Below are 18,246 nucleotides of genomic sequence, written 5' to 3' on the forward strand. Positions count from 1 at the left end.
ACGGGGCTAATCGTCTCGGGCGATCAGGAGCCGTAGACGAACGGCATGACGATGCCGATGAGGGCGAGCGCCTCACAGAAGGCGAAACCGAGGATCTGGTTGGCACGGATCAGGCCGGCAGCTTCGGGCTGACGGGCGAGAGCCTCGGTGCCCTTACCGAAGACGATGCCAACACCGATGCCGGGGCCGATGGCCGCGAGGCCGTAGCCGATGGAGCCGAGGGCCTTGATGTCACCCTGGAGGGCGGCGAGCTCGAGAGTCGCGGACATGCCGTTACTTCCTTCTCTTTCATGGACCGGTGGGGGTTGGCCACCGGGCGCTTAGGGGTATCTGAGGGGCTCAGTGGTGCTTGGCCAGAGCGCCCTGGATGTACGAGCAGGCGAGGAGCACGAAGACGTACGCCTGGACGGCCTGCACGAAAAGCTCGAAGAGGATCATGCCGATGGTCATCACGAAGGAGACACCGGCCGCCGGGATCAGCCAGCTGTTCAGCAGGTACCAGGAGGCGACGGTGAACATCACCAGCATCAGGTGACCGGCGAACATGTTGGCGAAGAGTCGCACCGCGTGCGTGAAGGGGCGCACCAGGAGGTTCGAGAAGAACTCGATGAACGACACCAGCCACTTGATCGGGCCGAGGGAGTTGTCGTAACCCGTGACGTTCTTCCAGCCGCCCACGAAGCCGTGCTTCTTGAAGGTGAGCGGGACCCAGACCAGGTAGACGATGGCCGCGAGGACCGCCGGGTAGGCGATGATCGAGGAGACCGGGAACTGGGTGAGCGGGATCACGGACCAGATGTTCATGATCCAGATGAAGAAGAACAGCGAGACCATGAGCGGGACGTACTTCTCGCCGTCCTTCTTGCCGAGGGTCTCGTAGACGATGCCGCGGCGTACGAAGTCGTAGCCCGCCTCGCCCATCATCTGGAGCTTGCCCGGGATCACCTTCGCCTTGCCGAAGGCGAGGTAGAAGAAGGTGATGACGACGAGCGTGGTCAACAGGGCGAGCATCATCACCTTGTTGAACTCGAACCCGCCGACGGTGAACATCGGCTTGAAGAGGAACGAGTGCAGGCCCGGAGCCGGGAAGCCACAGCCGTTGTCGGACATGATCCGACAGCTCCAGTCAAAGGCGAGCTCAGTTTGGTCAGCACTCACCGCGGGCTCCTTCGGCGTGACGCATAGGTACGGCAACCTCGTTGTCGTGTCGGCGCGGCGCGCAGCCGCGTTTCGGCACCGGACTGGTGTTTCGGAAGTGTGAGCGGCATTCAGGCATCGAGCCTCGCGATCGTGCAGGCGTCAGCTCAGATGCCCGCGCCGGCAGTGCCGCAGTTGGCACCGGACGATAGCAGGATCTCGAACGGCTATTTATCCCGGCCCTACCCTTCACGTCGAGGACCCCGACTTCTCCGGCTTGTCCTTCTTCGAGGAGTCGCTTTCGGAGTCGGGTTCGACGTAAAGGATCTTGGCCTTCATGTGTGCGCGGGCCTGAGCGGCCATCCACGTGATCGTCGCCACCACCAGGGCGGCGGCGAAGGCCTTCGGGTTGAAGAGCGTGGTGTCCTTGAACAGGCCCATGAAGATGAGAAGCAGCAACAGCTGGGCGACATAGAGCATCATGCCCATCGCCTGGAACAACTGCGGAAGCGATTTCGCCGTCCGCTGCAGGACGTACAGACCCAGCCCCATGAAGGCAATCACGACCACCGTGCCGACGACAGCCCCGAGGGCCCCCTTGCCGCCCGCGACCACACCGCTGACGATGGCGACGATCGCGCCGACGGCAGCTGTGGGCACAGCGGACTGAAGGAGATTTCGGGTGTCTTGAGACGGCATGGCGGCAGCTCCGCTTACTGATGGGGGCAGGGTGTCGTCATGGACGAGCGTAGACCCGGATCGAGAAGACCCTCGGGCCGGATGGACCGTCGCACTACGGTCCTTCGGCTCTATCCCGGGCTTTCGTGAACGGTATCACAAACTATTTGATGAGGTCTTTACCTGCCTGGTGTGCTCGCCGTCACACATGAGAGGTAATCCGCGCGCTTGTGCGCGCGGCGGGGTGGGATGTCTGGTAATGCGGCGGTTTGGCGTCGCGCGTCAACGCGAGGAAGGTGCTTCTCCCCGTTCCTGGAGACGCGAGCGGGCGCCTGCGGCGGTCGCTCCGTTGACGCCGGCGCCGACCGGAGATTTCACCTCTGCGTCACTTCCGCTCTGTTCTGCCTCACCCGCCTCGTACGTCACATCCGTGGCGTCCTGTGCGGCGGCCCCGCGACGACGGCGGTAACGGGGCGGCACGAACGCCTCGGCCCACCGCGGGGTGCGCGGCGTGAAGCGCGGCAGCAGGAGCAGCACCAGGCCCAGCGCGCTCAGCGCGACGATGACGAAGAGGATCCACACGCTCGTCGAGTGCACCGAGTACGCCACGGTGCCGAAGGCGATGAGCGCCGACCAGAAGTACATGATCAGGACGGCGCGGCTGTGCGAGTGCCCGATCTCCAGGAGCCGGTGGTGCAGGTGGCCCCGGTCGGCGGCGAACGGCGACTTGCCGTTCCAGGTGCGCCGGACGATGGCGAGGACCAGGTCGGCGAAGGGGATCGCGATGATCGTCAGCGGCATCAGGAGCGGGATGAAGACCGGCAGCATCGCGTGGGTGGCGTCGCGGCCCGTGCCGAAGTTCAGCTTCATCGCCGCCGGGTCCACCTGACCTGTGACGGAGATCGCGCCGGCCGCGAGGATCAGGCCGATCAGCATCGACCCGGAGTCGCCCATGAAGATCCGGGCGGGGTGCATGTTGTGCGGCAGGAAGCCCAGGCACATGCCCATGAGGATGGCGGCGAAGAGCGTGGCGGGCGCCGCGGCCTCGATGCCGTAGCCGTACCAGATCCGGTAGGCGTACATGAAGGACGCCGCCGAGGCGATGCAGACCATGCCCGCGGCGAGACCGTCGAGGCCGTCGACGAAGTTGACGGCGTTGATGGTGATGACGACGAGGGCCACCGTCAGGAGGGTGCCCTGGCCCGAGGTGAGCGAGACCGTGCCGACGCCGGGCACCGGGATCCACAGGATCGTCAGGCCCTGCATGACCATGACGCCGGCGGCGATCATCTGGCCGCCGAGCTTGATCAGGGCGTCGATCTCGAACTTGTCGTCCAGGACGCCGATCAGCCAGATCAGCGCCGCCCCGGAGAGCAGCGCGCGCGGTTCGTTGGAGTTCTCGAAGACGGCGTTGAGGTTCGGCAGGTGGTCCGCGACCAGGAGTCCGGCGCAGAGGCCGAAGAACATCGCGATGCCGCCGAGCCGGGGCGTGGGCTCCCTGTGCACGTCGCGGGCGCGGATCTCCGGCATGGCGCCGGCCACGATCGCGAACTTCCGCACCGGCCCGGTCAGCAGGTAGGTCACCGCGGCCGTGATGCAGAGCGTCAGGAGATATTCACGCACGGGCTTCCCCACAGGTATCGCTGGCCATCTCAGCCCCACACCCTAGCTTTGCGCGCATACGGTTGGGGACTTACGGGTAGCGACGATGGTTGCACGAGTGCGCCCACGTCCCCGACGCGCCCACCCCGTCCTACGCCGGATACGGCGGAAAACGTCCCACCAGTTCACGCACCTCTTCCCGTACTCCGGGCCGCTCGCGCACCGCCGACGCCAGCAGGTCCGCGAGCCGCGCCATCTCCGGTCCCGCCATCCCCTGCGTGGTGACCGCGGCGGTGCCGAGCCGCAGGCCGCGGGTGTCGCCGTCCGGCAGCACGCAGGTGTCCAGGATGATCCCGGCCGCGGCCAGTCTGCCGCGGGCCTCCCGCGCGCCCGCTCCCAGCGGCGAGGGGTCGGCGAGGACGAGGTGGGTGTCCGTGCCGCCGGTGGCGATCCCGAACCCGGCGGCTGCGAGGCCGCCGGCCAGCGCCCGGGCGTTGGCGACGACCTGGTGCGCGTACGCGGTGAAGACCGGTGTCGACGCCTCCCCGAACGCGACGGCCTTGGCGGCGATCGTGTGCATCTGGGCGCCGCCCTGCGTGAACGGGAAGACCGCCCGGTCGATCCGCTCCGCCAGGTGCGCCCCGCACAGCAGGAGGCCGCCTCTGGGGCCGCGCAGGACCTTGTGGGTGGTCGCGCAGACCACGTCCGCGTACGGGACGGGGCTGGGGGCCGCTCCCCCGGCGATCAGGCCCATGGGGTGCGCCGCGTCGGCGATGAGGTACGCGCCGACGTCGTCGGCGATCTCGCGGAAGGCCGCGTAGTCCAGGTGGCGCGGGTAGGAGATGGAACCGCAGACGATCGCCTTCGGGCGGTGCGCGCGGGCCAGCGCGCGCACCTCCTCGTGGTCGATGAGGCCGCTCTCGGCGTCGACGCCGTATCCGACGAAGTCGAACCACCGCCCGGAGAAGTTCGCGGGCGAGCCGTGCGTGAGGTGGCCGCCGTACGGCAGTCCCATCGCGAGGACGGTGTCGCCGGGGCGCAGCAGCGCGGCGTACGCGGCGAGGACGGCGGAGGAGCCCGAGTGGGCCTGCACATTGGCGTGCTCGGCCCCGAAGAGGGCCTTGGCGCGGTCGACGGCGAGCCGCTCGGCGACGTCCACCAGCTCGCAGCCGCCGTGGTGGCGGGCGCCGGGGTAGCCCTCGGCGTACTTGTTGGCGAGCGGTGAGCCGAGGGCGGTGAGGACGGCGGGCGAGGTGAAGTTCTCGGCGGCGACGAGCTGGATCGCGTCGGCCTGCCGGGCGGCCTCCGCCACCAGGATCTCGGCCAGCTCGGGGTCCTGGCGGCGCAGCGCTTCGAGATCGGTGTACGACGTCCCGGCGGTGGCGGGTGCGGTGCTGACCGTGGTGAGCGACATCGTGGGCTCCGGGGCCTGGCAGGGGTGACCTCAGATCCAATGTAGGCCGCTATGTGTGCGCGGGCACCCCGGTCAGCGCCGTCACCACGGGGTCGAGGGCCTGGTTGATCTCGTCGCCCACCGAACGGAAGAACGGCAGGGGCGCTCCGTAGGGGTCGTACACCTCGTCGGCCTCGACACTCGGCGCGAGCAGCCAGCCGCGCAGCGCGGCGGCGGCCCGCACCAGGGCGCGCGCACGCTCCACCACGCCGTTGCCGTCGGGCTCCGGCAGCGTCGTGGGGTCTATGGCCCGCACGAGCCGTGTGAACTCCTTCAGCGTGAAGGTGCGCAGGCCCGCCGAATGGCCCATGGAGATGACCTGCGCCCGGTGGTCGCGGGTGGCGGTCAGGACCAGGTCGGCGCGGATGACGTGGTCGTCGAGGAGCTCGCGCCCCATGAAGCCGCTGGCGTCCGCGCCGAAGTCGGCGAGGACCGTCTCGGCGTTGGTCTCCATGGGGGCGCCCTCGTGGCCCCAGGTGCCCGCGCTCTCCACGATCAGGCCGCCGGTGAGCGGATCGCCGAGGCGGTCGGCCAGGGCATGCCTGGTCAGCCGCTCGGTGATCGGCGAACGGCAGACGTTGCCTGTGCTGACGTGGAGGATGCGGAAGGCGCCCGCAGAGCCCGGGAAGCCCGCTATGCCACGCCCCGTCTCAGGGGCTGTCAATTCGCCACCTCGAGGTCGGGTACCACCTTGCGCAGCTCGTCCGCGTCGAGGGCGCCCGCACGGAGCAGCACGGGCACGCGGCCCGTGACGTCGACGATGGACGAGGGGACGATGCCGGGGGTCGGGCCGCCGTCCAGGTACACCGAGACGGAGTCGCCCAGCATGTCCTGCGCGGCGTCGCAGGTCTCGGGGGCGGGGTGCCCGGTGAGGTTCGCGGAGGAGACGGCCATGGGGCCGAACTCGGTGAGCAGCTCGATGGCCACGGGGTGCAGCGGCATGCGGATGGCGACGGTGCCGCGGGTGTCGCCGAGGTCCCACTGCAGGGACGGCTGCTGCTTGGCGACGAGGGTCAGCGCACCGGGCCAGAAGGCGTCGACGAGTTCCCAGGCCATCTCGGAGAAGTCGGTGACCAGGCCGTGCAGGGTGTTCGGCGAGCCGATGAGGACAGGGGTCGGCATGTTGCGGCCGCGGCCCTTGGCGTCGAGCAGGTCGCCGCACGCCTCGGGGCTGAAGGCGTCGGCGCCGATGCCGTAGACGGTGTCGGTGGGGAGCACGACCAGCTCGCCACGGCGGACGGCGGACGCGGCCTCGCGCAGACCCGTCGTGCGGTCGGTCGCGTCGTTGGTGTCGTATCGCCGTGCCATCTAGCGGGCCTCCTCGTACACGTACTGCTTCTTGGTCGTCACGGTCGCCGCGGTCGTCACGGCATCGCCTTGCGGGCGGTCGCGAAGCGCGGCCTGTTGTTGAGGTCGGGGTGGTCGGCCGCGTCGGCCCAGCCCCGCGCCTCGGTGAAGATCCACGGGACCTGGCCGCCCTGGGTGTCGGCGTGCTCGATGACGACGACGCCGCCGGGGCGGAGCAGCCGGTGCGCGGTGCGCTCGATGCCGCGGATCAGGTCGAGGCCGTCCTCGCCGGAGAACAGGGCGAGGTCCGGGTCGTAGTCGCGGGCCTCCGGGGCGACGTACTCCCACTCGGTGAGCGGGATGTACGGCGGGTTGGAGATCACCAGGTCGACCTGGCCGTCCAGCTCGGGGAACGCGTCGCGGGCGTCGCCCTGGGCGAGCTTGACCCGGGAGCCCTCGACGTTCTTCCGCGTCCACTTCAGGGCGTCCTCGGACAGCTCCACGGCGTGCACGCGCGAGCGCGGCACCTCCTGGGCGAGGGCGAGCGCGATGGCGCCGGAGCCGGTGCACAGGTCGACGATGAGCGGTTCGACGACGTCCATGGCGCGGACCGCGTCTATCGCCCAGCCCACGACCGACTCGGTCTCCGGGCGGGGCACGAAGACGCCGGGGCCGACCTGGAGCTCCAGGTACCGGAAGTAGGCGCGTCCGGTGATGTGCTGGAGCGGCTCACGGGCCTCACGGCGCGCGATCGTCTCCCAGTAGCGGGCGTCGAAGTCCGCGTCCTTGACGGAGTGCAGCTCGCCCCGCTTCACGCCGTGCACGAACGCGGCGAGCTCCTCGGCGTCGTTGCGCGGCGAGGGCACGCCGGCGTCGGCCAGCCGCTGGGTGGCCTGGGCCACTTCCGCGAGCAGCAGGTTCACGCTGGTCCTCCGGGGCTGCGGGAGATCGGGGGCGTCGTACGGGCGAGGGGGGCGGGCGGTCAGGCTGCCGCGAGCTTGGCCGCGGAGTCCGCGTCCACGCAGGCCTGGATGACCGCGTCGAGGTCGCCGTCGAGCACCTGGTCCAAGTTGTACGCCTTGAAGCCCACGCGGTGGTCCGAGATCCGGTTCTCCGGGAAGTTGTACGTCCGGATCTTCTCGGAGCGGTCGACCGTGCGGACCTGGCTGCGGCGCGCGTCGGCGGCCTTGCTCTCCGCCTCCTCCTGCGCGGCGGCCAGCAGGCGGGAGCGCAGGATGCGCATGGCCTGCTCCTTGTTCTGGAGCTGGCTCTTCTCGTTCTGGCAGGAGGCGACGACGCCGGTGGGGATGTGCGTGATGCGCACCGCGGAGTCGGTGGTGTTGACGGACTGGCCGCCGGGTCCCGAGGAGCGGTAGACGTCGATGCGCAGGTCGTTGGCGTGGATCTCGACGTCGATCTCCTCGGCCTCGGGCGTCACCAGGACACCGGCCGCGGAGGTGTGGATGCGCCCCTGGGACTCGGTGGACGGCACACGCTGCACGCGGTGCACGCCGCCCTCGTACTTCAGACGCGCCCAGACGCCCTGTCCGGGCTCCGTGGCGCCCTGGCCGCCCTTGGTCTTCACGGCGACCTGGACGTCCTTGTAGCCGCCCAGCTCGGACTCGGTGGCGTCGATGATCTCGGTCTTCCAGCCGACGCGCTCGGCGTACCGCAGGTACATGCGCAGCAGGTCGCCGGCGAACAGGGCCGACTCGTCGCCGCCCGCGCCCGCCTTGACCTCCAGGATGACGTCCTTGTCGTCGGACGGGTCCCGGGGCACGAGCAGCAGCCGCAGCTTCTCGGTGATCTCCTCGCGCTGCCGCTCCAGGTCCTTGACCTCGGCGGCGAAGTCCGGGTCGTCGGCGCCCAGCTCGCGGGCCGTCTCGATGTCCTCGCCGGTCTGCTTCCAGGAGCGGTACGTCGCGACGATCGGCGTCAGCTCGGCGTAGCGCTTGTTGAGCTTGCGCGCGTTGGCCTGGTCCGCGTGGACCGACGGGTCGGCGAGCTTCTTCTCGAGATCGGCGTGTTCACCGATCAGTTCCTCGACCGCCTCGAACATCGGGGGCTCCTGGTTTTCTCCGCGGGGTTTCACGCGAGTTGGCTGCGACTTGGCTGCGGGACGGCAAAAGCGCCGGTCCCGGCCACCCCCTCGCGGGAGCGGCCGATGACCGGCGCAGTGGCTCGCTACTTCTTGGCGGAGCCGGCAGCCTTGCCGAAGCGGGCCTCGAAGCGGGCCACACGGCCACCGGTGTCGAGGATCTTCTGCTTGCCCGTGTAGAACGGGTGGCACTCGGAGCAGACCTCGGCGCGGACGGTGCCGCTGGAAATCGTGCTGCGGGTGGTGAACGACGCGCCACAGGTGCAGCTGACCTGCGTCTCGACGTACTCGGGGTGGATGTCGCGCTTCAAGGTGTCTCCTAGTTTCGGGAGGGCGCCGGGTCGTACGCGCGGATTGCTCGTACGTGAACCGGGGCCGACGTACCAGTCTGCCAGGACAGGCCGTATCTCCCAAAACGGGGGTGGGGGCCGATCTATTCCTGGGGCCGCCGGGACCGCCCGGCTACTCGCTGCTGACCACGTCGCCCACGTCGCCCTTGTCGCCCGCGGACTTCTCCGTGGCGGACCTCGGGATGGCCTTGTCGGCCTTGAGGGCGTCCCAGACCTGCTGGTCGGCCTCTTCGAGGGGCAGGACGCGGTTGGGGTCGGCCGGGTCGTACTGGATGGGCATCGTGACCATCTTCATGTCGTCCGCGCCGATGCCCTTGAGGCCGCCCGCGAAGCCCGCGAGGCTCTTGACGTCGTTCAGGTCGGAGTCGGTGGTGATGGCGCTGGTCGCGTCGTCCGCCAGGTCGAACAGCTTCTTGGGGTTGCCGAACACCCCCACGTCCTTGACCTGGTCGAGCAGGGCCTTGATGAACGCCTGCTGGAGCTGGATGCGGCCGAGGTCGCTGCCGTCGCCGACGCCGTGCCGGGTGCGGACCAGGCCGAGCGCCTGCTCGCCGGTGAGCCGGTGCGTGCCGGCGTCCAGGTCGAGGTGGCTGTCCTTGTCGCGTATCGCCTTCTTGGTGGTGATGTCGACGCCGCCGAGCGTGTCGATGAGCTTCTTGAAACCCGAGAAGTCGACCTCGATGTAGTGGTCCATCCTGATGCCGGACATCTTCTCGACCGTCTTGACGGCGCAGGCGGGGCCGCCCACCTCGTAGGCGGAGTTGAACATCTGCCGCTCGGCGCCCGGGGCGTCCTCGCCGTCCTCGGCGGTGCAGTCCGGCCGGGATATCAGGGTGTCGCGGGGGATCGAGACGATGCTGGCCTTCTTGTGGCCCTTGTAGACGTGCACGATCATCGCGGTGTCCGAGCGGGCCGCGCCCTCGTCCTTGCCGTACTTGGCGTTGTCGCCCGAGCGCGAGTCGGAGCCGAGCACGAGGATGTCCTGGGAGCCGTTGTCGACGTCCGCCGGCCGGTCGGCGCCGAGCGCGGCGTTGATGTCGACGCCCTGGATGTTGCCGTTGAGCTTGAAGTACACGAAGCCGAGGCCGGTGCCCCCGAGGACGACCACGCCCGCCGCGGTCCACGCCGTGACGACGAGCGCCTTCTTGCGCTTGCTGGGCGGCTTGCGGCGGCGTCCGCGCTTGCCGCGCCTCGGCGCGTCGGGAGTCCTGCTCTCGTCGGTCATGCGCCCCTCAGTCCTCGTCGGTCGGTCACCCCCTGCTTTCAGGGTTCAGGCGTGGCTTTCCGTCACTTGTCAGACGGGAAAGCCGGAGAAAGGGTTGCACGCCACCCTGTGTGCGCCCCGCCGCTCGACCACTACACAGAGTGCCGACCGGCCCCCGCTTCACGCCGCTCACCTGCGTTTTCATGGGGAGCGGCGCTACTGCCCGTGACCGGCAGAAATGCCTCGCCGTGTGGCCAAGGTCATGGCAAACGGAAGGGGCCGGTCCCGTCGGATGACGGGACCGGCCCCTTCCGGTCGCCTCTGCTCAGGCGGCCACGCCGGGTCAGTCGTTGCCGTTGCCCGGCGCCGGCGTGGTCTTCTGGATCTGGAGCAGGAACTCGGCGTTCGACTTCGTCTGCTTCATCTTGTCCAGGAGCAGCTCGATCGCCTGCTGCTGGTCGAGCGCGTGCAGCACGCGGCGCAGCTTCCAGGTGATCGCCAGCTCGTCGGAGCCGAGCAGGATCTCCTCCTTGCGGGTGCCGGACGCGTCGACGTCCACCGCGGGGAAGATGCGCTTGTCGGCGAGCTTGCGGTCGAGCTTGAGCTCCGCGTTGCCGGTGCCCTTGAACTCCTCGAAGATGACCTCGTCCATGCGGGACCCGGTGTCGACGAGCGCGGTCGCGAGGATGGTCAGCGAGCCGCCGTCCTCGATGTTGCGCGCCGCACCGAAGAAGCGCTTCGGCGGGTAGAGGGCCGTCGAGTCGACACCACCGGACAGGATGCGCCCGGAGGCCGGGGCCGCGAGGTTGTACGCGCGGCCGAGGCGGGTGATCGAGTCGAGCAGCACGACGACGTCGTGGCCCAGCTCCACCAGGCGCTTGGCACGCTCGATGGCGAGCTCGGCGACCGTGGTGTGGTCCTCCGCGGGACGGTCGAAGGTCGAGGAGATGACCTCGCCCTTCACCGACCGCTGCATGTCGGTGACCTCTTCCGGACGCTCGTCGACCAGGACGACCATCAGGTGGCACTCGGGGTTGTTGTGCGTGATCGCGTTGGCGATCGCCTGCATGATCATGGTCTTGCCGGTCTTCGGCGGGGCCACGATCAGACCGCGCTGCCCCTTACCGATGGGCGCGACGAGGTCGATGATGCGGGTGGTGAGCACGCCCGGGTCGGTCTCCAGGCGGAGCCGGTCCTGCGGGTAGAGCGGCGTCAGCTTGTTGAACTCCGGCCGCCCGCGCCCGGATTCGGGCGCCATGCCGTTGACCGAGTCCAGGCGTACGAGCGCGTTGAACTTCTCGCGGCGCTCGCCGTCCTTGGGCTGGCGGACCGCACCGGTGACGTGGTCACCCTTGCGCAGGCCGTTCTTGCGGACCTGGGCCAGCGAGACGTAGACGTCGTTGGGTCCCGGGAGGTAGCCCGACGTGCGGATGAACGCGTAGTTGTCGAGGATGTCCAGGATGCCCGCGACGGGGATCAGGACGTCGTCCTCGGAGACCTGCGGCTCGTTGCCGAAGCCCTGCTCGTCGCGGCCACGACGGCCACGGCGGTCGCGGTAACGGCCCCGGCGGCCGCGGCGGCCGCCCTCGAAGTCGTCGTCGTCCTGCGGACCGTTGTCCCGCTGGCGGTCCTGGCGGTCCTGGCGCCCGCCGCCCTGCTGCTGGCGGTCCTGGCGGTCCTGGCGGTCCTGACGGCCGCCGCCCTGCTGGTCGTCGCCCTTGTTGCCGCGGCGGTCGCGGTCACGGCCGCGGCCCTGGCGGTCACGGCGCTCGCGGCGGCCCTCGGCGCCGTCGCCGTCGCCGCCCTTGTCGTTCCTGGCCTCGGCGGCGTCGCCCTTGGACTCGGTCCTGGCCTCGGCCTTCGCCTCGGCGGTGACGGTCTCGGGGCTGCCCGCGTCGGCCGTGGCCCGGCGCCTGCGGCGCTCACCGGCGGGCTGGTCGTCTCCCCCGCGCTCGGTCTCGCTCGCGCGAGCGGGGCCGCCGGCCGGCTGACCGGGGATGTCGATCTGCTGCTGGGCGGCGGCCTTCTCGGCCTTGCCGTCGTCCGCCTTGTCCGGCTTGCCGGCCTTGGCGGCGCCCTCCGCGGCGTCCTCGCCCGTACGGGCCTTCGATGTGGCGCGGCGCTTGGGCTTGGTCTCGGTGGCGGCGTCCGCGGCGGGCGCGGCGCTCTTCGCCGGGGCTCCGCCCCCGGCCTGCGCCTCCTTGATGACCTCGATCAGCTGGCTCTTGCGCATGCGCCCGGTGCCCTTGATCCCAAGGCCCGATGCGACCTGCTGCAGTTCCGCCAGCACCATGCCCTCGAGGCCGGTGCCGCGGCGCCGCCGGGACCCGGCCGAAGCACCGGTGGCAGGCGCCGCGGAGGCGTCCGTGGCGGGCGTGTCGGCAGTCACGCCCATCAGATCGGTGGTGTCGCTCACGAAGGGTCCTTCCCTGGAGCGGGCGTCGGCCTGTCTGGCTCGGCGACCGGTTGTGCTGTCCGGCGGTCGGTCCTCGCTGTGTGCTGTGGACCGTGCCGGGGCGGTTGTCCGCCTGAGCGGCGGAAGAATTCATTGGTGATGGCGAGTCCCGGTGCGGTGTCACTGAAGTGCGGTGTCACCCGGCTCGGTCACGCCGGTTCCGGAGCGTGCTCAGGACCGCTCAGTGCGGGGCACGAAGCAGTTTGGGAGGCTCCCGGAAGAATGGTTGTCCCGGACGGGGACACAAAGCACCTCGCCATGGTGAGGTCGGGTGCAGACTTGAGATTAACACTACCGGATCCAACAAACATTCCCCCTCTCGGAATCGGGACACCCCGAAACCCCTGTGTTCACCGCGTCACGGCATTCACCGCGTCACGGCGCAAGCGGCAGCACACTCGCTCCGGCGGCGTCGAGCGTCAGGCGGTTGGCCGCCCAGCCCTCCCCCGCCAGACGCGCGACCTTGTCGGCCGCACTCTCTTCGGCCAGCGCGAGGACCGTGGGGCCCGCGCCGGAGATCACCGCGGGCACGCCGTCGGCGCGCAGCCGCTCCACCAGGGCGGTGCTCTCCGGCATGGCCGGAGCGCGGTACTCCTGGTGCAGTCGGTCCTCGGTGGCGGGGAGCAGCAGCTCGGGGCGCCTGGTCAGGGCCTCGACGAGCAGGGCCGCCCGGCCCGCGTTGGTCGCCGCGTCGAGGTGCGGGACGGTGCGCGGCAGCAGTCCGCGCGCCGTCTCGGTCAGGACGGGCTTTCCCGGTACGAAAACCACCGGAACGATGGAAGCGGCCGGTTCCATCCTGATCGCGCGGGCCGCTCCCCCGTCCATCCAGGACAGGGTGAAGCCGCCGAGCAGGCAGGCGGCGACGTTGTCGGGGTGGCCCTCGATCTCCGTGGCGAGTTCGAGCAGGGCCGTGTCGTCCAGCCTGGCCTCGCCGCCTATCGTCACGGCGCGCGCGGCGACGATGCCGGCGCAGATGGCGGCCGACGAGGAGCCGAGGCCGCGGCCGTGCGGGATGCGGTTGGCGCAGACGATCTCAAGGCCGCGCGGCTGGCCGCCCAGCAGGTCGAAGGCGGTGCGCAGGGATCGTACGAGCAGGTGGGACTCGTCGCGCGGAAGGGTGTCGCTGCCCTCCCCCGCGATGTCGATGTTCAGGCCGGAGTCGGCCACCCGGACGACCACGTCGTCGTAGAGACCCAGCGACAGGCCCAGGGCGTCGAAGCCCGGACCGAGGTTGGCGCTGGTGGCGGGGACGCGCACCCGGACGGCGGCGGCGCGGAACGCTGGACCGGCCATCGCTCGATGACTCTCCTTGAGCTGCGTGTTGTTGAGGCTGCGTAGGTTCTTACGCGCCACATGTACGGAACACCCGGAGGCCGCGCGCAACGGCGGCGCCCCGACCCGCACGACGGCGGCGCCGCGGCATATGCGGCGGGGTGGGTTGGGTACAGCCTATCGAAGGAAGGTTCTGTGGCGACATAGGGCGCACAGGAGGCGCACGATGCGTGTCGTGTGCCTCCTGTGCCACCCCCGTGCCGGTTACGCCAGGCCGAGGCGCTCGGCGGCGGCGGCCGAGTCGACGGGGACGGTGACCGGCTGCGGAGCGCCGGCGACGGCCCAGTCGGGGTCCTTGAGGCCGTTGCCCGTGACCGTGCAGACGATCTTCTGCCCCTTGTCGACCTTGCCCTGCTCGGCGGCCTTCAGCAGACCGGCGACCGAGGCGGCCGACGCGGGCTCCACGAAGACGCCCTCCTGGGAGGCCAACAGCTTGTAGGCGCGCAGGATCTCACGGTCCGTCACCTCGTCGATGAAGCCGCCGGACTCCTCGCGCGCGTCGAGGGCGTGCTGCCAGGACGCGGGGTTGCCGATGCGAATCGCGGTGGCGATCGTCGAGGGGTCCTTGACGACCTCGCCGCGCACGATGGGCGCGGAACCGGAGGCCTGGAAGCCCCACATCCGGGGGGTACGCGTCGACACCGCGTCGGCGGCGTACTCCTTGTAGCCCTTCCAGTAGGCGGTGATGTTGCCGGCGTTGCCGACGGGAAGGACGTGGATGTCGGGGGCGTCGCCGAGGGCGTCCACGATCTCGAACGAGGCGGTCTTCTGGCCCTCGATGCGGAACGGGTTGACCGAATTGACCAGCGCCACCGGGTAGTTCTCGGAGAGGGCGCGGGCCAGGTTCAGGCAGTCGTCGAAGTTGCCGTCGACCTGGAGGATCTTCGAGCCGTAGACCAGTGCCTGGCCCATCTTGCCGAGGGCGATCTTGCCCTGCGGCACCAGCACGGCGCAGACCATTCCGGCGCGTACGGCGTAGGCCGCGGCGGAGGCCGACGTGTTGCCGGTGGAGGCGCAGATGACCGCCTTCGCGCCCTCCTCCTTGGCCTTGGTGATGGCCATGGTCATGCCGCGGTCCTTGAAGGAACCGGTGGGGTTGGCGCCCTCGACCTTGAGGTGGACCTCGCAGCCGGTGCGCTCGGAGAGCACTTGCGCGGGTACGAGCGGCGTACCGCCCTCGCCGAGCGTCACGACCGGCGTGGTGTCCGAGACCGGAAGCCGGTCCCGGTACTCCTCGATGATTCCGCGCCACTGGTGGGTCATTGCTGCTTACTCCCCTTCAACCCGCATGATGCTGGCGACACCACGCACGGTGTCGAGACTGCGCAGTGCGTCGACGGTGCCGGTGAGGGCGGCGTCGGGCGCACGATGGGTGACGACGACGAGCGATGCCTCGCCGTCCTTGCCGGTCTGGCGGACGGTGTCGATGGAGACCCCGTGCTCGGCGAAGACCGTCGCGACCTGGGCGAGCACACCCGGCTTGTCGGCCACGTCGAGGCTGATGTGATAGCGCGTGACGACCTCGCCCATGGACCCCACGGGCAGCTGCGTGTACGCGGAGTCGCCGGGGCCCGTGGACTCGGCGAGCTTGTTGCGGCAGACGGCGACGAGGTCGCCGAGGACGGCCGAAGCGGTGGGCGAGCCGCCGGCGCCGGGCCCGTAGAACATGAGCTGTCCGGCGGCCTCGGCCTCGACGAAGACGGCGTTGTAGGCCTCGCGCACCGATGCCAGCGGGTGGCTGAGCGGAATCATCGCGGGGTGCACGCGCGCGGTGACGGAACCGCCGTCGGCGGCCCGTTCGCAGATGGCAAGCAGTTTGATGGTGCAGCCCATCCGTTTCGCGGACGCGAAGTCGGCGGCGGTCACCTCGGTCATGCCCTCGCGGTAGACGTCGTCGAGGCGCACGCGGGTGTGGAAGGCGATCCCGGCGAGGATGGCGGCCTTGGCAGCGGCGTCGAATCCTTCGACGTCGGCGGTCGGGTCGGCCTCGGCGTACCCCAGCGCGGTGGCCTCGTCGAGGGCTTCCTGGTAGCCCGCCCCCGTCGTGTCCATGGCGTCGAGGATGAAGTTGGTGGTCCCGTTCACGATCCCCAGGACGCGGTTGACCTTGTCCCCCGCCAGGGACTCGCGCAGCGGCCGGATCAGCGGGATGGCTCCGGCGACGGCGGCCTCGTAGTAGAGGTCACGGCCGTGCTCGACGGCGGCGGCGTGCAGCGCGGCGCCGTCCTGCGCGATGAGCGCCTTGTTGGCGGAGACCACGGAGGCCCCGTGCTCGAAGGCGGTGGTGATGAGCGCGCGGGCGGGCTCGATGCCCCCGATGACCTCGACCACGACGTCGATGTCACCCCGCTTGACGAGGGCGGTGGCGTCGGTGGTGACCAGTGAAGGATCGATTCCCTCACGCACCTTCGACGGGCGCCGGACGGCGACCCCGGCGAGCTCCACCGGGGCGCCGATCCTGGCTGTGAGGTCGTCGGCGTGCGTCGTCATGATGCGCGCCACCTCTGAGCCGACGACCCCACAGCCCAGCAGCGCCACCTTCAGTGGACGCGTACGCATCATCCGACCTCACTTCTCATACAGCTACGTTGGGACCAGTCTCACCCACCGGAATGGAGTTTCCGTCCATTGTCCGAATCATGAGACATGTATTTCATTATCCGATGCCACTTCGGCATTGGCGCCGGTATCGCGGTGACGGGCGCGTGTCGGTCGTCACCCGACGTCGAGACGGAGGAGGTCCTCCTCCGTCTCACGGCGCACGATCACCCGCGCCGCGCCGTCGTCCACGGCGACGACCGGCGGGCGCAGCGCGTGGTTGTAGTTGCTCGCCATCGAGCGGCAGTACGCACCGGTGGCGGGCACGGCGATCAGATCGCCCGGCGCGAGATCCGCCGGGAGAAACGCGTCGCGTACGACGATGTCACCACTTTCGCAGTGCTTGCCGACCACCCGCACCAGCATGGGCTCGGCGTCGGAGGAGCGGGAGACCAGGGCGACGGTGTACTCCGCGTCGTAGAGCGCGGTACGGATGTTGTCGGACATGCCGCCGTCGACCGAGACGTAGGTGCGCAGCCCTTCGAGGGGCTTCACGGTCCCGACCTCGTACAGCGTGAAGGCGGTGGGTCCGACGATGGCGCGGCCGGGCTCGACGGAGATCCGCGGCTTGCGGAGGCCGGCGGCCGCGCACTCCCGCGCGACGATCTCGTTCAGCGCCTCGGCGATCTCGTGCGGCTCGCGGGGGTCGTCGTCCGAGGTGTACGCGATGCCGAGGCCGCCGCCGAGGTCGATCTCGGGCAGTTCGACGCCGTGCTCGTCACGCACCTCGGCGAGCAGCTGCACGACACGCCGGGCGGACACCTCGAACCCGGCCATGTCGAAGATCTGCGACCCGATGTGCGAGTGGATGCCGATCAGTTCGAGCCCGTCGAGCTTCAAGGCCCGCCGCACGGCCTCGGCGGCCTGCCCGCCGGCGAGCGCGATCCCGAACTTCTGGTCCTCGTGCGCGGTGGCGATGAACTCGTGGGTGTGCGCCTCGACGCCCACGGTCACGCGGATCTGCACGCGCTGGCGCCTGCCGAGCCGCTCGGCGATGTGCGCGACGCGCGCGATCTCCTGGAAGGAGTCGAGCACGATGCGCCCGACGCCGGCCTCGACGGCACGCTCGATCTCGGCCGGGGTCTTGTTGTTCCCGTGGAAGGCGATGTTCTCGGCGGGCATACCGGCGGCGAGGGCGGTGGCCAGCTCCCCGCCACTGCACACGTCGAGGTTCAGCCCCTCCTCGTGCAGCCACCGCACGACGGCCCGCGACAGGAAGGCCTTGCCGGCGTAGAAGACGTCGGCCTCGCTGCCGAACGCCTCGCGCCAGGCCCGGCAGCGGGCGCGGAAGTCGGCCTCGTCGACGAAGTAGGCGGGGGTGCCGAACTCCTCGGCCAGCCGCGTCACCTCGATGCCGCCCACGCTGACGACACCCTCGGGCGTACGGGTGACGGTGCGGGCCCAGACCTTGGGGTCGAGGGCGTTGAGGTCGGCGGGCGGCGCGCTGTAGTGCCCCTCGGGCAGCACGTCGGCGTGGCGGGGTCCGGCGGGGTGTGCGGAACGGCTCATGACTCGCGTGTCTCGTCTCTCACGGGGTGACACCCGCCTCTCGGGGCCGGGGCGTCACAGGTGTTCGGGTGCGCTGATGCCGAGCAGGGACAGGCCACCGGCGAGCACCGTCCCGGCGGCTTCGGCGAGCGCGAGCCGGGCACGGTGGGCGGCCGAGGGTTTCTCCTCACCACGCGGCAGGACGGCATGCTGATACGCGAGCAGCCCGTCGGCGACCACGACGAGGTGCCGGGCGACCCGGTCGGGCGCACGGTGCCGCGCGGCGAGGGTGAGGACGGTGGGGTAGTCCGCCAGGGCGTCCAGCAGGGGGTGGGGCGTGTCCCCGGGGACGGCGGTGAAGCCGAGGTCGGCGGCGTTGCGGGTGAGGGCGCGGCAGCGGGCGTGGGCGTACTGGACGCGGAAGAGGGGGTTGCTCTCACGCTGCTCCACGTACAGGTCGCCGCCCTGCTCGGGGGTGACGCGGGCACGGTCGTGGGCGGCGGGGTGGAGCAGGGCCCAACGGGCGGCGTCACGTCCCAGACGGAGGGGGTCGCCGGGGGCGGG

Annotated in this window: 17 protein-coding genes; all 17 read right to left on the bottom strand. The window is 70.2% G+C overall.

What is annotated here, in order from left to right:
• Positions 1 to 23: 23 nt before the first annotated feature.
• Complete coding sequence (atpE, locus tag DCW30_RS12975) at positions 24 to 269, bottom strand: ATP synthase F0 subunit C (RefSeq protein ID WP_016643250.1); 246 nt, start codon at positions 267 to 269, stop codon at positions 24 to 26.
• Between the two features lie 70 nt (positions 270 to 339).
• Positions 340 to 1,110: a F0F1 ATP synthase subunit A gene (gene atpB / locus DCW30_RS12980; protein WP_062774042.1), complete on the bottom strand. Its 771-nt coding sequence runs from the start codon at positions 1,108 to 1,110 to the stop codon at positions 340 to 342.
• A gap of 276 nt (positions 1,111 to 1,386) precedes the next feature.
• Positions 1,387 to 1,836: a Cg1360 family ATP-synthase-associated protein gene (locus DCW30_RS12985; protein WP_076684475.1), complete on the bottom strand. Its 450-nt coding sequence runs from the start codon at positions 1,834 to 1,836 to the stop codon at positions 1,387 to 1,389.
• A 261-nt stretch (positions 1,837 to 2,097) separates the two neighbouring features.
• Complete coding sequence (locus DCW30_RS12990; RefSeq protein ID WP_062774038.1) at positions 2,098 to 3,438, bottom strand: MraY family glycosyltransferase; 1,341 nt, start codon at positions 3,436 to 3,438, stop codon at positions 2,098 to 2,100.
• A gap of 130 nt (positions 3,439 to 3,568) precedes the next feature.
• Positions 3,569 to 4,831 carry a serine hydroxymethyltransferase gene (locus tag DCW30_RS12995; RefSeq protein ID WP_076684479.1) on the bottom strand — a complete coding sequence of 421 codons (1,263 nt, stop codon included), beginning with the start codon at positions 4,829 to 4,831 and terminating at the stop codon, positions 3,569 to 3,571.
• Between the two features lie 49 nt (positions 4,832 to 4,880).
• Positions 4,881 to 5,534 (bottom strand): arsenate reductase/protein-tyrosine-phosphatase family protein, encoded by a 654-nt coding sequence (locus tag DCW30_RS13000; protein ID WP_062774034.1) that lies wholly within the window; start codon positions 5,532 to 5,534, stop codon positions 4,881 to 4,883.
• Entirely contained in the window at positions 5,531 to 6,178 is a 648-nt protein-coding gene (locus DCW30_RS13005) for an L-threonylcarbamoyladenylate synthase (protein WP_062774031.1), read from the bottom strand. Before DCW30_RS13005 ends, DCW30_RS13000 begins: the two co-directional genes overlap by 4 nt.
• Positions 6,179 to 6,234: 56 nt before the next feature.
• A complete protein-coding gene (gene prmC, locus DCW30_RS13010; protein ID WP_062774029.1) occupies positions 6,235 to 7,080 on the bottom strand; it encodes a peptide chain release factor N(5)-glutamine methyltransferase in 846 nt (281 codons plus the stop codon).
• A gap of 59 nt (positions 7,081 to 7,139) precedes the next feature.
• The gene (prfA, locus tag DCW30_RS13015) at positions 7,140 to 8,216 is read right to left on the bottom strand and encodes a peptide chain release factor 1 (RefSeq protein WP_062774027.1); all 1,077 of its coding nucleotides are present in this window, start codon (positions 8,214 to 8,216) and stop codon (positions 7,140 to 7,142) included.
• A gap of 125 nt (positions 8,217 to 8,341) precedes the next feature.
• The gene (gene rpmE, locus DCW30_RS13020; RefSeq protein WP_055696813.1) at positions 8,342 to 8,566 is read right to left on the bottom strand and encodes a 50S ribosomal protein L31; all 225 of its coding nucleotides are present in this window, start codon (positions 8,564 to 8,566) and stop codon (positions 8,342 to 8,344) included.
• A 151-nt stretch (positions 8,567 to 8,717) separates the two neighbouring features.
• Positions 8,718 to 9,830, bottom strand: coding sequence for an LCP family protein (locus DCW30_RS13025; RefSeq protein WP_076684481.1), 1,113 nt, complete (start codon positions 9,828 to 9,830; stop codon positions 8,718 to 8,720).
• A 322-nt stretch (positions 9,831 to 10,152) separates the two neighbouring features.
• Entirely contained in the window at positions 10,153 to 12,225 is a 2,073-nt protein-coding gene (gene rho, locus DCW30_RS13030; protein WP_076684483.1) for a transcription termination factor Rho, read from the bottom strand.
• Between the two features lie 414 nt (positions 12,226 to 12,639).
• Positions 12,640 to 13,557 carry a homoserine kinase gene (gene thrB / locus DCW30_RS13035; RefSeq protein ID WP_076684484.1) on the bottom strand — a complete coding sequence of 306 codons (918 nt, stop codon included), beginning with the start codon at positions 13,555 to 13,557 and terminating at the stop codon, positions 12,640 to 12,642.
• Between the two features lie 243 nt (positions 13,558 to 13,800).
• Positions 13,801 to 14,859 (bottom strand): threonine synthase, encoded by a 1,059-nt coding sequence (thrC, locus tag DCW30_RS13040; protein ID WP_103557417.1) that lies wholly within the window; start codon positions 14,857 to 14,859, stop codon positions 13,801 to 13,803.
• Between the two features lie 6 nt (positions 14,860 to 14,865).
• Entirely contained in the window at positions 14,866 to 16,155 is a 1,290-nt protein-coding gene (locus DCW30_RS13045; RefSeq protein ID WP_103557611.1) for a homoserine dehydrogenase, read from the bottom strand.
• Positions 16,156 to 16,311: 156 nt separating this feature from the next.
• The gene (lysA, locus tag DCW30_RS13050) at positions 16,312 to 17,703 is read right to left on the bottom strand and encodes a diaminopimelate decarboxylase (protein ID WP_062774015.1); all 1,392 of its coding nucleotides are present in this window, start codon (positions 17,701 to 17,703) and stop codon (positions 16,312 to 16,314) included.
• 54 nt (positions 17,704 to 17,757) lie between these two features.
• A partial coding sequence (locus DCW30_RS13055; protein ID WP_277820330.1) for a DALR anticodon-binding domain-containing protein occupies positions 17,758 to 18,246 on the bottom strand: 489 nt, incomplete at its 5' end.

It is taken from the genome of Streptomyces alfalfae (genome assembly GCF_004127445.1).
Lineage (GTDB): Bacteria > Actinomycetota > Actinomycetes > Streptomycetales > Streptomycetaceae > Streptomyces > Streptomyces alfalfae.

What these genes read in the sequence shown, in the direction of transcription:
- DCW30_RS12985 (WP_076684475.1), bottom strand. Translation starts at nt 1,836, where the DNA reads ATGCCGTCTCAAGACACCCGAAATCTCCTTCAGTCCGCTGTGCCCACA.
- DCW30_RS13045 (WP_103557611.1), bottom strand. Translation starts at nt 16,155, where the DNA reads ATGCGTACGCGTCCACTGAAGGTGGCGCTGCTGGGCTGTGGGGTCGTC.
- lysA (WP_062774015.1), bottom strand. Translation starts at nt 17,703, where the DNA reads ATGAGCCGTTCCGCACACCCCGCCGGACCCCGCCACGCCGACGTGCTG.
- prfA (WP_062774027.1), bottom strand. Translation starts at nt 8,216, where the DNA reads ATGTTCGAGGCGGTCGAGGAACTGATCGGTGAACACGCCGATCTCGAG.
- atpB (WP_062774042.1), bottom strand. Translation starts at nt 1,110, where the DNA reads ATGTCCGACAACGGCTGTGGCTTCCCGGCTCCGGGCCTGCACTCGTTC.
- DCW30_RS13025 (WP_076684481.1), bottom strand. Translation starts at nt 9,830, where the DNA reads ATGACCGACGAGAGCAGGACTCCCGACGCGCCGAGGCGCGGCAAGCGC.
- atpE (WP_016643250.1), bottom strand. Translation starts at nt 269, where the DNA reads ATGTCCGCGACTCTCGAGCTCGCCGCCCTCCAGGGTGACATCAAGGCC.
- DCW30_RS12995 (WP_076684479.1), bottom strand. Translation starts at nt 4,831, where the DNA reads ATGTCGCTCACCACGGTCAGCACCGCACCCGCCACCGCCGGGACGTCG.
- thrB (WP_076684484.1), bottom strand. Translation starts at nt 13,557, where the DNA reads ATGGCCGGTCCAGCGTTCCGCGCCGCCGCCGTCCGGGTGCGCGTCCCC.
- DCW30_RS13005 (WP_062774031.1), bottom strand. Translation starts at nt 6,178, where the DNA reads ATGGCACGGCGATACGACACCAACGACGCGACCGACCGCACGACGGGT.
- thrC (WP_103557417.1), bottom strand. Translation starts at nt 14,859, where the DNA reads ATGACCCACCAGTGGCGCGGAATCATCGAGGAGTACCGGGACCGGCTT.